Raw genomic sequence first — 12,944 nt, forward strand, 5'->3', positions numbered from 1 at the left:
TTACAAATAAGTAAAGCATCCATAACAACACACTTTTATTGTTAAAGGGATTAAGGTTGAATACTAAAAACAAAAAATTTCCAATCGCACTGCTCTCTCTCGCCATTGGCTCTTCATTTGGTATCGCACAGGCAGATAACCTGCCTGCGAGTGAAGATGAAATCGAAGTCATTACGGTAACAGGTTCGGTCTCTCGCTTTGGTGCGACAAAATCAAACACACCGATTGTTGAGACCTCGCGCTCAGTATCAATTGAAAGCCTTGACGCAGCATTAGAGAAAGGCTCATTAAACCTTTCTCAAATGGTATCTTACATGCCGGGGATTACCACCGAGCGCAATGGTTTTGCGACACGTGTCGATAATATTTCGATTCGCGGTTTAAGAGCGCCACGTTATCGCGACTCTATTCAGGAGCAATTTGGCAACTACAACTCACCGCGCGCAGAAATTTACACGTTTGAACAAGTTGAAGTTCTGCGTGGCCCTGCATCCGTGCTTTATGGCCAAGGCTCGCCGGGCGGCATCATTAACTACGTGAGTAAAACCCCTCGCCCTGAAAACTTCGGTGAAATTTATGCACAAATTGGTAACCACGATCGCCAACAGCTAGGCGTAGATATTAATCGTGTATTAAACGATGATGCCTCGCTACAGGGGCGACTTGTGGGAATATACCGCGATTCAGGAACGCAAATTGAAGAAGTAAACGACGACACACTTGTTTTAATGCCTTCGGTTACTTTTATGCCATCAGAAGATACGACGCTCACATTGATTGGCTTGTACCAAGATTCTGATGCCGATACCGCTGCACAATTTTTACCCGTACAAGGCACATTAACACCACTTGCCGATGGTAGCTTCTTAAACAGCAACGTATACGCGGGCGAGCCAGGCTTCAATAAAATTGAAACTGAATCGACACAGGTAACCATGCTTGTTGAACATATGATTAATGATGATTTTACCTTAAACGCTACTGCGCTGTGGCGTGACGGTGAAGGCGACTATCATCAAGCGTGGCCAACTTTTAACCCGCAACTAGGCAGTCGTTACCTCAATGATTTACTCGTTCAGCAAGGTTTAGTGCCTGCAGGTGTGCCTACTGGCTTTACCGATACCACTGTACCGCGTACTTTCTACCAAGCTGATAACCGATTTGAACAGTACGCATTTGATGTACGCTTGTCTGGCGAATTTGACACTGGTCGTTTATCGCACGAAGTGTTAGTTGGCGCACAATACCAAGATATTGAGACCGATAGCAATCGCAGTAACTACGCCGGCGGTGGCGTACTTTCTGGCGATTTTCGCTATGTATTAGACTTAGCGAATCCTTTATACACTGGTGCTCCTGATCAAGCAATTTTCGATGCCATTTACCAAGACCAACCTACCAATCAAGTCGAAGATTTAGGTATTTACCTTTCTGATCAAATCTCAGTTGATAACTGGCGCATTACCCTTGGCGCGCGTTACGACAGCGTTGATAACAAAACGCGCAGCGATATTGGCGATACAGCCCAAAACAGCTCGCAAGATGATGATGCCTTATCGTTAAGTGGTGGTCTGTTGTACAAATTCGATAATGGTATTTCACCTTATATCAACTATTCAGAATCGTTTGAAACCGTTGTTGGTTTGACGGATACGGGCGAACAACTTGAACCACAAGAAGCTGAACAGATCGAAATTGGTGCTAAGTATGAACCAACCAGTTTCCCTGGTTTCTTTACCTTAGCTTACTTTGAAATCGACATTACCAACTTACCAGATCCAAACAGTTTCCCGGGTCAGCAAGGTCAGCAAGGTCAGCAGCAAGGTGAATCAACGCTTAAAGGTGTTGAGTTTGAAGGTAAGTTCCAAGTGGGCGAATTTGATATTCAACTAGCTTACACCGACTTAGACACAGAAGACCAAGACGGCCTGCAGTTATCTTCAATTCCAGATACCACAGTATCTGCTTGGGTTACTTGGCAACCTGAAAACTTATTACCAGGTTTTCGCATCGGTGCGGGTGTTCGCCACGTCGGTGAAAGTGTCTCTGAGTTGAATATTGCCCCTGTGCGATACGTAACACCAGATTACACGCTTGCAGATTTAATGCTGGGCTACACTTTCAGTGCGAACTTAGATTTTGCCCTAAACGTGCGTAACCTAACCGACAAAGACTACCAAACATCTTGCCTGTTCCGTGGCGATTGTTTCCCTGGTGTTCGTCGCTCGGTTAACGCAACCGTAAAATACAATTTTTAGTCGATAAGCAGCACTAAAAAAGCCAGTTAGCGTTTCCGCTAACTGGCTTTAATTATACGAGAGCTAATTTTCGCTATTTTAAGCTAAATTATGCTTTAGCGACTGAGCTTAGAAAGTTGCAGAGTAGCGTAAACCGAACTCGCTCGCATCGTTACTCATGATCACTAAGATGTAATCACCTGTGTTTAAGCGTGCATCTTCGTAGCGCTCGTCAAAAATGTTACGACCGTATAGTGAGATATCCCAGTCAGCACCTGCGGGCGCGTACTTGATGTCAAAATTAACTGTGGTACGACTTTCAATTTCCGTCATACGACGTGCATCTGATGTTGGCTCACCGTACATTTCGTCGCGGTAAGAAATATCCATACGCGAAGTAATCAGGGCACCGTTTTCAAGTGCAAACTCGTAAGATGGGCTAATTGATGCCGTCAAATCTGGCGTTAATGGTGCAACTGGCTTGATGCCGTCTTGCTCATCAACGTCAACATCCATAAAGCCAAAGCTCGTGTGTAACGTAAAGTTATCCGTTACTGAGTAAGTACTTTCAAACTCAATACCACGAGAAGTTTGCTCAACAATTAAGTTGTTTGTGTCAAAACCGGCATCCGTAGCGGTGTTTACTTGGTACGGTAAATCTTCATATTCAGTGTTGAAGAACGCAACACTCATGCTGAAATCAGGGGTTAGTTGACCTTTAAAACCAGTCTCATAGTTAATTGCGCTAATGTTGTCACTTGCTAAAAAGCCATTATTCGCTTGAACCGCAGCTGCAGCTTGCTCAAGGTTGTCGAAGCCACCTTCAGCAAAGAACTGGCCGATTAAAAAGTATGGACGTGCTGGGAACTGGCCTGATTGGTAACCAGTTTGAATGGTACCGTACCAGTTTAAGCCGCTATCAAAAGTATAGTTTGCCGCTAATTCCCAAGAGAATTCATCCCAATCACGCTCAGAAAATACCGTACCGACAGGATCGAATACGTTTGCCGATGCTTCTTTCTCATCTTCGGTGTAACGAATACCACCAGTAACACGTAATTCGTCAGTCCAGTCGTAGCCTACATTTAAGAATACCGCTTTACTTGTTGTTTTTTGATCTAACTCAAGCTTAGTTGGGCCACCATTGAAAATCGCTTCTGAAGCATCTTGGCGGTTGCTACCTTCTTCTTCGAACCAGTATAAACCCGTGACGAAATCGACATCACCAACATAGCCATTAAATTGCAATTCAACAGAGGTTTGGTCTGCCTCACCGCGCTCTGGGAAGTGATCTAGCGCAACAATGGTGCCATCGTCGTCAAGACCTGCTTTGTATTCAGAAGAACGCTTACTGAAAATGAGCTTAGCGCCTAACTCATCAGTAATGTTGTAATCTGCCGTCAGTGAGAAGCCATCCGCTTCATTGCTGACTTCTGAGGTTTCAATCGTGCCACTGGCATTGTCATAAGGATCAGCGGTAACGTCTGAGTTACGTAAACCACTTTGGTAGTAACGGCCATTTGGCAGCTCGTCAATTAACGTAGTGTAAGGACGCGTACCACCTTCACCATCATTCATATCCGCGGTTAACGTGAATGATAGATCTTCATTTACTGTGTATTTCGCAGAGAAACGACCATAGTATTCACGGTTTTCACCGACATCGTATTTGGCATCTGGTAGGTTAATAAACTCACCTAAACCACCACGACGGTTGTAACCTAAATTGAAGTTAATTGCCAAGTTGTCAGTAATCGCCTGGTTAGTAAAGATGCTTGCTTTTACTCGACCACGGGTACCCACTTCTGTGCTAACTTTAGTGATTGCTTCTTCGTCTGGTTGTTTAGTGATGATGTTAATTGCACCACCAATTGAGTTACGACCGTATAAAGTACCTTGAGGACCACGCAGTACTTCAATACGCTCGATATTTTGAAGGTTCCAGTTTTGACCAACCTGACGACCTAAGTAAACACCATCAACGTAAACACTCACCCCCGGGTCTGTGGTAATCAAGTGGTCTTGCAAACCGATACCACGAATAAATGGGTTCGCTGATGAGTTGTGACCTGCTGAGAAACCGGTAATGTTTAGGTTTGGCACAAACTTACCAACATCGGTAATGTCGCTAATACCTTGAGACGCTAACGCATCGCCAGAGAATGCACTGATGGCAATTGGTACTTCATAAATAACCTGAGAGCGCTTTGTTGCTGTTACTGTGATTGATTCAATGTCTGAATTAGTATCAGCGTCTTCCGCTAGTACAGGAGTGGCAACAAATCCGGCTACGGCTAATGTAATGGCGGCTGAAATAGGATTTAAAGTACGGTGCAGATTGAATGGCGACTTAGTGGTGTTCATGCTTGTCCTCAATAAAAAATGTAGTGTTTTTTTTGTGAGGTTTTAACTCTTCCGGGTGAGTACCAACCTTAATAAATGCAGCAGTTTCATTCACCAACTCGGCTTAACTATTTCTGGTCATAAAACTTATGCGCACGCAAAACCGCCGACTGCATAAGCAGATGGACGAGAAATAAATAGAGTGAGTTAATTGAAATGCACAGCGTTGCTGCTATTCGATTGGGCGGGCATGATACAACAAAACTTTAGAGACACAAAGCCGTATTTGAAATATTTCTGTCGTAATTTTGCAATGTGATTGCATCAACTCACACTTGTATTAGTAAATTTTCTAGTAAATACAGTTGGTTCAATTATGAATTTGTAAGCGCGACTTACCGTCGCAGGCAAACATCAATTTTTTACACATTGCGTATGTTGCCAAATACAACGTTGAATATTACTTAACTTAGCCAACCAGCTTTTTGCACTGTGATTCGAGCCCGCAAGTGTTGAATAGCGCTCAATTGAGAACATATTGTCATTAAAATCAGGTAACCAACCGCTATTCAATAACTTGTTGAGCAAATCGACGTTGTTAGCGTCATCACCACTTAACGCATTCCAACGTAACTGGTGCTCGATACTAAACGTAGATTCTTGCTCTAACGCTAGTAGCCGCTCGTAGGCGTCTTGATACAAACGATTTTTTTCTGTCGCTTTATATAGCCTAGCAAGCAATAAATATTGCCCTCTATTTTCGTTTGTCACCTGCTTGAGAGTAACTATTTCTGGGAAGTGCTTTTTAAATAACGTTAATGCTTTTTCAGCATGATTAAGCTGAACTAAAGCGAATAAATAAGGCATCACAAAATGATTTTGCTCAGGCGCTAGTCGATAGCGCTGCTGCAAATAAACAAGCGCCGCGTTTGGTTTTTGATGATACCAAGCCAGAGATGCCTTAGCGTAGAGTAAAAAGTGCTGCGGCACGCTATTAACAGCAGCAAACTGATCAAAAATTTCTTGTGCAAGCACTCCTTGATTTAAACTTAATAAAAACAAAATGTGGCTAAGTTTGTGTGCTGGGTATTTTTTAACGTAGCTTTCTTGATGTTGTCTGTACCAGTTTAAATAGTGCGCAGCTCGCGATTGGTTCAATGGGTAAAAATCTAGTTCATACAGGGCTTTGTGTTTAAAGTTAGGGGAAATTACAACGCTGCGTTCAAAGTACTTGCGCGCATTAGTTAAATCTCTGTTGTTTAAATAAGCATATGCTAGCCCGCGCAGTACAATGGGATCATTCGGTGCAAGCTTAAATGCACGTTGATGGGCCGTTAGCGCATCGGCCACCTTATTCTGATTGCGTTTCAGGCGACCATACCAATGCCAAGTCATGGCGTCATCACGGTTTATTGCCAAAGACTGCTCGAACAAGGCTTGGGCTTGGCTAATTTGGCCTTGCTCAAAATGCTGGCGTGCCACAGAAGCCAAAACTTGTGCATTATTAGGAGCATGAGCAAACGCTTTTTCTAACAAGGGGTGGCACAAGGTGTCTCGCTCAATCTCAGTAACACTGCCATATATCGCTAACATTCGATAACTATTGCACAACCCGTTAAGTGCTTCGGCATTCTCACTGTCTTGCTCAATGACCTCTAGATAAATTTGTTTCGCTTGTTCTAGTTGTGCGACATTTTGCTGAGAGAGCAAATGACTTGCTAACGTAAATTGCTCAAAATATTGCGTTGAGTCAGCCTCTCTTTTGGGGCTATAACTCTGAATATTGACGGCGATAACCAATGCAGCCACAACCAACAATGTGCAAATGCCGAGCAACCAGTAGTTTTTATAGTGAGAAGTGTTCTGTGAACTAGGCGTTAAGTCTAACGTGCCTGACTCATCGGTATAAATTTCAATCGCGATATCCGGCGCAATTCGATAGCCCTGCCCTGAAATACGCTCAATGTATTGTTGGTGCTGGTCGTCCGCACTAAGCACTTTACGTAACTGAGCAATACCTTGGTAAACCGAACTATCAGCGACTACACGCTGCGGCCATACTTTTTCAATTAATTCTTCTAATCCAATAGGTTGATATTTGTGTTCAACAAGCACCAGCAGAAGTTGCATTAACTTGGGCGTAATGGAGAGTTTTTGCTCACTATTCTCGAGCGTTAATTGATTTAACCTTGGTGAAACACGCCAATTCCCAAGCTGAAACGATTCCATTAATGACCACTTAAACAACTGAATAGTATTGTTTTTTAATTATTTTAGAAAAATTTTAGACAATTATTATAGATAACTTAGATACAGAATTCTCTCCTTTATTAAGGTCATGCCTTTAACAGGAGAATTTCATGAAAAAACAAGTTTTAAGCTACGCATTACTAACGTGTTTTTATTGCTCAGCCTTTTCAAGCTCAGTCAGTGCTGCTTCAGTTAATATGAGCTCGGCCAGTTTAGCTGACGTTGATGTGGTGATTGAAGGTACGACAATCATTTCGCCTATTAATAAGCATCAAATAAGTGTCAAACCCAATCATTGGGTTGCAATCAAAGGAAATCGCATTAGCCAAATAGGCAACCGAACAAAGCCGCCAAAAGCAAAATTGGTGATTGATGGCAGTGACCAATACCTTATTCCGGGATTAACCGATAGCCATGTTCACTTAAAAACCATGCCAGGGATAAATTTTTCCGACGCCAATGCTACGCATATGCAATCAGCTTTTCTTGCCAGACAAGGCACTAATTATTTGTATTATGGCGTTACGCAAGTTATCGATCCGTCAAACACTAAAGACGGTATCAAGCGGTTTCATGAGAGTGGTTTAACACCTGATGCATTTTTCTGTGGCGCTATGCCTGTGTTTAATGGCTACAACGCTCAAGGCATTGCTCATAAACACCTGCATCATGAACGTCCTTACTACCTAGCCCAATACACAGATCCTAAAACGACTGAGGCGATAACCCATGCGCATCAAGCCAAACAAAGCTTGTTAAGATTAAAAAATGACGGCGCTGTCTGTGCAAAAGTGTATATTGAAAACGGCTTTGATTTGGCTGACAACATACCGATGGTAAGTGAAGCGACACTAAATGAGCTTACACAGTACGCAAAAACACTCAACTTACCGACCATGGCACATGCCAATGCAACCGATATGCAGGATATTGCGGCAAACGCTGAGATTTCAGTAATGGGGCATGGTTTATGGAATTGGTTAGAAGAGCAAGGGTTATCAACTGAAGCAGCGCTTCCCCCTAAAGTGAGCCGTGTTCTCACCAAAATTCTTAACCAAGATATCGCCTATCAACCAACGTTAAATGTTATCCGATCATTGACTGATCTAATGGTTGAAAACCATATCGACCGAACTGAATACAAAACCGTATTACCTCCGTGGCAAATAGCTTGGTATCAATCAAACGCAGGCCAATGGTTTAATGTTGAAATGCACAAAGACTGGGGCAAGCCACCTGTCGAACTAATCATTGAGCGATTCAGTGCGAAGCAAATCAACGGTCAGCGAGTCCTCAAGCATTTATATGATCATGGTGCTACTATTTTGCTGGGGTCTGATACACCGCCGGCACCAACTTTTGCCTCTCAACCTGGGCTAGCGACCAACTGGGAATTAGCCGATATGCACAAGGCAGGTGTTGATTTAACAGGTATTTTGGCGGCTGCGACGATAAATAATGCCAGCCTTTATAATTTATCGCAGGATTATGGCACCGTTGAAAAAGGCAAGCGTGCAAACCTATTGCTGTTAAACAGTAATCCCCTTAAAACTATCAACGCCTACGACGATATCGATAAAATTATTCTCGGAGGACAAGTGATCGACCGAGACGATCTACATATTAATAAGCTGGAACAACGCGCCCCTAGCCCAAAGCATCCTTAATAACTATGCACCAAGCTGTGTCATATAAAGTAAGTTGCACTTGGCACGCACTTAAAAAACTAAGGGCCACTTAATCAAGTGACCCTGATAAGGTAAGTGGCTATTGAGCTGGACTCAATTGAGCCCAAAGTAAATCATGGCTCAACGATATTAAACGGCTCTTTTTGTTTGTCGAGCATGGCTAAGAAACCAACTAGATCAATCGTACTGCCCTCAATGCTTAGCTCGTCAGAACCCGCTAAATCTAACAAGCTGGCTTCGCCAAGAACAATATCCATAAACAACGAATGACTAATGCGGATTTGCGCGTTTACCTCGAACTCTAACGCCTCTTGCCCATCATAAGGGCGATGATGTAATACCGAATTTTCAAGCCATAACACATGCTTTTCGTTGCGATCGGTAAGTTCGAAAACAAAGCTTAGTACTTCACCCTGCGCATCATCAGCATTTAATGTCGCTGCCATCGCATCAAAAAATCTGGGCACAGGGGCATGTTCAAGCAAGTCTCGCATCATGGTTAAGCTGATCACATTCGTGCTCTTACCTTGAGTCAGTTCCTGTGCGGCGCTTAAATAGGAATCTCGCCACGGTGCCGACTCTGCTTGATACGCCAGTTGTTGATATGCCTGAGCAAGCAACAATTTCGCTGATTCACTATCATTGGCAAAGACTAAGTGGTTAAGTAACTCTGCCGCCCAGCGATATTCTCCATTAGCAATGGCAGCTTCTCCCAGTGTAAGCACAGCTTGCTCACCGCCCATTGCTGTGATGTACTTCTTAGCACTCGCTGCTGGTGGCAACGGGTTGAGGTTTGCCGGATTACCGTCATACCAGCCGTAATACGCTTGATAAACCGCTTTGGCGTTATGGCTAACTGTGCCGTAATAGCCCCTATTCGAAAATGACGTCGCAAGTGTGTCGGGTAGTGTTAGTGTTTCCGCTATTTCACTGGGGGTTAAGCCTTTGTAGCTTAATCTCAGCGTTTGATCGTGAATGAATTTATAAATATCGCGTTGGCCTCGCAAAAATTGGTCGATTGCGCTATTTCCCCAAATTGGCCAATGATGGCTACCAAAGTATATTTCTGCATCACTAAACAGCCGACGAGCATCCTCAATATGATTACTCCACGATAGCGCATCTCTGACTTTCGCACCGCGCAAGGTATACAGGTTATGCATTTGACGAGACACTAACTCAGCGCCAGCAAACGCTTTGTGCAGAGGTAAATAAAAGGTGAGTTCAGCGGGGGCCTCTGAATTTGGCGTGTATTGAAATTCAAACTCAACACCATCAATCGTTAACGTTTGCCCGGTTTGGTCGATTAACCGATTTGGCGGCACCACCCCCATACGCCCAAACACCGAGCCTTTGCCTAGGCCAGAATCTACTTTGCCCGTCGCACTTTTAGCTAAGTTGCGGCCGTACATATAGCCAGCGCGACGTGCCATGGTGACACCGGCAAGAATATTTTCTGATGTGGCTTCCGCCATAAAGTGCTTTGGCGCAATCACAGGAACGTTAGGCTCTAATTCAGGGTTAATAACAGCCAGCGCACCGCCAAAGTGATCAATATGGCTATGCGTGAGAATTAAGCCTGTGACTTTTATCTCGCCTAAGTGTTTTTGCGCCATTGCCAACGCCGCTTGTGCTGACTCAAAAGCAGTTAACGGGTCAACAATAATCCAACCAGTTTGCCCCTTGATTAACGACATATTCGCAATATCATAGCCACGAATCTGATAGATACCTTGAGTGACCTGATAAAGTCCGTGCATACCATTAAGTTTGGCTTGTCGCCATAAACTAGGATTAACCGAATCTGGTGCATCCCCTTTGACAAAGTCATAGTCACCTATTTGCCAGAGTACGGCCCCCTGCTCGTCTGAAATAGACAATTGCGGATCTCGTGCAATCAGTCCACGCTCAGCCTGCTCGAAATCAGTTTTATCATCAAAGGGTAAGGCTTTGTATACCGCTTTGTTGTGGTGGCGAGTAAATTCACTCACTTGATCATGACTTGTTTGTGGTGAATCACAGCCAGTTAATAAAAGTGCCGCCAAGAGCAATTGTAGGCCTTGCCGAATTTGTTTTCCCTTGAATGTACTGATTTGAGCCATTAAAAAATCCTTTATCAAATAACTATCAACATTAGCCCTTATGCCGACGGCTAACGCATCTGATAGTTCATGAGTGAGAGAATAAGGTTAAGCCAAATAACCTTGTTAGGGATTGTTATAACAGCAAATTCACTTTATAAATGTTAACTAGTTTACATTTATAAAATACTGCTATGTCTTCAAATCAACATGCTAATCAAGGTGAAACAGCCCACGACTTTATGGGCGTATTACCTCAGCAAGCGCTAGTGGAGCTAAGTGAAATTCAACAAGTACAAAGCTTTCTAGACGGTGAGCTAATTCATCAACGAGGAGATCACGGAGATGGGCTGAGCATAGTGCTGTCAGGGGCAGTTAAAATGGGCAATTATGGTAATGATGGGCGCTATTTTCTCAGTAAATTATTATTGCCGGGAGAAAGCTTTGGCGAATTCGTGGTATTTGCAGACTTGCCTCGAACCCATACCGCAGAGGCGGTTGGCGATACACAGCTAGGTTATGTATCGGGTTCAGTACTCAAACAAGCTTTGACCAACTCGCCAGCACTTGCTCACGCACTTTTGGTGTCACTGTCGAAGCGATTACACCAAAGCCTTGAAACCATTGATGATTTAAAGCGCTTACCGTTAGCAGGTAGATTAGCCAAATTGCTCTTACTCATCGCCCGAGAAACCCAAAAACACAAAGCGGTTGCCATATCTCAGGAGCAAATTGCAGCGCAGTTGGGCGTCAGCCGAATATCAATATCGAAAAGCTTGAAACAACTAAGCCAACTTGGTTTTGTTAAAACCGGCTATCAAACGATTTACCTGACCAGCCCCGATAAATTAGCAGCTTGGGTTGCGCAGCAAAGCCAAACCTTAGTCTTGAACTAAATTTTTATGCGTATTTAATTGTTAAAGGATTGCGGTGTAAAAGCTAAAGTGCTTCATATCCGTCATTACTATTACAGGTAAGTCATTATTTATAATAGTTTATTTTTGATTTTCTATTGTTAACTGATTTGAAACCTCGAACACTGTTCAATAATCAAACAACAAAAATATAAGGAAATATGATTTGAAGCGCTATGGAATAATTAGTTGCCTGCTTGTTGCCCTGCTTACAATAAGTAAAACAAACGCCACCTTAATCACTTTCGATGAAGAAACCGCCCACAATGACTCGACTAGGTCGTTTACCTATACCGACAATGGTGTCGTAAAAACCAGAAGGTATACGACACTTAATGATCAATACCAAGATTATGGTGTTACTTTCGGTGGTGATTGGATGGTGGTCGATAATGATCCAACCTTTGGCGAAAGGCCAATGAGTGGCAATGGGTTTGCTGCATTTAATCAATCAAATAGCCTAAACATGAGCTTTGCTTCAACAATAAACTCAATTTCAGGGTACTTGGGGGCGGCTTAGTTGATTGCTGCTATGAAAGTATGATTTGGGAAATATCAGCATTCTTTGAAAATCAAGTTGTTATGTCAAAGAGTATTAACAGTACCGCATCGCCCAGCGGCGGTGGCTTTAGCTTTTTTCAGCTAGCCTTTGACAAGGTAGATTATGTTGAAATTAGCGCTACCCCTGAAAATCCAGCATTGCGTAACCAACATTCTAGCGGGATATTAGAAAACCTCTCATTTAACATCAACAATGCAGTTCAAGTTTCAGAACCAACAGTCTTGAGCACCTTCCTGTTATTAGGTTTATGCTTAACTTTCAGCTCTAAAAAGCAAGGTCATTAAGCTTTTTATTGACCAAAGTCAGTTAGAAGCTAACGACTTTGACTCTTATCTGCAAACTCTTTGACGCTGCGCAAATAGCGAATTAAGCGCGCTTCCTCGCGATTAATTCGCTCTGCGCCTATATAGGTGGATTCACGCACAAGCTGTTGTTGAATTTCGATGTTTTGTTTAAACAGTGCCAATTCAGATTCGGATAACTGTTGCCAAATGCCATTGCGATCGGACGCTTGCTCACACTTTCTTGGCAGTGACTCCAATACTAAAATCGAGCCAAGCGAATAGTATTTATTATCATAAATGCAGCCGAGAATTTTGCCGCGATCGATCACCAGCTGCCAAGGAAAGCTGGCATCATCCAAATTAACACCATCTTTAGATTCAACAAATTGCTGCGCTGAGCTAATCCCACTGGTGATTAGCAAGCCACACAACACAAGTAATGCATTAGTGCATTTCCGTCGGTTAATTTTCAAAACTCTCTTCCTTGTGTTTCTTTCTTTATTTTTCGAATGTTTTCTACACTAATAGGTATGCGACTGTTTAGCCAATTGTTTTTATGAGCAATGCATCATTTCCACACAGGCG

Annotated in this window: 9 protein-coding genes; 5 read left to right on the top strand and 4 right to left on the bottom strand. The window is 43.1% G+C overall.

The window, feature by feature from the left end:
• Positions 1-56 precede the first annotated feature (56 nt).
• Complete coding sequence (locus tag DXX93_RS11365; protein ID WP_258872655.1) at positions 57-2,258, top strand: TonB-dependent siderophore receptor; 2,202 nt, start codon at positions 57-59, stop codon at positions 2,256-2,258.
• A 108-nt stretch (positions 2,259-2,366) separates the two neighbouring features.
• On the opposite strand, the gene DXX93_RS11370 is transcribed toward DXX93_RS11365, so the two are convergent.
• Positions 2,367-4,601 (bottom strand): TonB-dependent receptor, encoded by a 2,235-nt coding sequence (locus DXX93_RS11370; RefSeq protein ID WP_116008194.1) that lies wholly within the window; start codon positions 4,599-4,601, stop codon positions 2,367-2,369.
• Between the two features lie 393 nt (positions 4,602-4,994).
• Positions 4,995-6,809: a winged helix-turn-helix domain-containing protein gene (locus DXX93_RS11375; protein WP_116008195.1), complete on the bottom strand. Its 1,815-nt coding sequence runs from the start codon at positions 6,807-6,809 to the stop codon at positions 4,995-4,997.
• 131 nt (positions 6,810-6,940) lie between these two features.
• Between DXX93_RS11375 and DXX93_RS11380 the strand changes: the two genes are divergently transcribed.
• Entirely contained in the window at positions 6,941-8,497 is a 1,557-nt protein-coding gene (locus tag DXX93_RS11380; RefSeq protein WP_258872656.1) for an amidohydrolase family protein, read from the top strand.
• Positions 8,498-8,631: 134 nt separating this feature from the next.
• Here the strand turns inward: DXX93_RS11380 and DXX93_RS11385 are convergent, their stop codons facing one another.
• Complete coding sequence (locus DXX93_RS11385; RefSeq protein WP_116008196.1) at positions 8,632-10,620, bottom strand: alkyl/aryl-sulfatase; 1,989 nt, start codon at positions 10,618-10,620, stop codon at positions 8,632-8,634.
• 173 nt (positions 10,621-10,793) lie between these two features.
• On the opposite strand from DXX93_RS11385, the gene DXX93_RS11390 reads away from it, so the two are divergent.
• The 3 genes from DXX93_RS11390 to DXX93_RS11400 all read left to right on the top strand — a co-directional run bounded on the left by DXX93_RS11390 (position 10,794) and on the right by DXX93_RS11400 (position 12,359).
• Positions 10,794-11,495, top strand: a complete 702-nt coding sequence (locus DXX93_RS11390; RefSeq protein ID WP_116008197.1) for a Crp/Fnr family transcriptional regulator — start codon at positions 10,794-10,796, stop codon at positions 11,493-11,495.
• 184 nt (positions 11,496-11,679) lie between these two features.
• Positions 11,680-12,033, top strand: a complete 354-nt coding sequence (locus tag DXX93_RS11395) for a hypothetical protein (protein WP_116008198.1) — start codon at positions 11,680-11,682, stop codon at positions 12,031-12,033.
• Between the two features lie 20 nt (positions 12,034-12,053).
• A complete protein-coding gene (locus DXX93_RS11400) occupies positions 12,054-12,359 on the top strand; it encodes a hypothetical protein (RefSeq protein WP_116008199.1) in 306 nt (101 codons plus the stop codon).
• Between the two features lie 29 nt (positions 12,360-12,388).
• Here DXX93_RS11400 and DXX93_RS11405 read toward each other — a convergent pair whose 3' ends face one another.
• Positions 12,389-12,832 carry a DUF1496 domain-containing protein gene (locus tag DXX93_RS11405; RefSeq protein ID WP_116008200.1) on the bottom strand — a complete coding sequence of 148 codons (444 nt, stop codon included), beginning with the start codon at positions 12,830-12,832 and terminating at the stop codon, positions 12,389-12,391.
• Positions 12,833-12,944: the final 112 nt, after the last annotated feature.

The organism is Thalassotalea euphylliae (genome assembly GCF_003390335.1).
GTDB lineage: Bacteria > Pseudomonadota > Gammaproteobacteria > Enterobacterales > Alteromonadaceae > Thalassotalea_F > Thalassotalea_F euphylliae_B.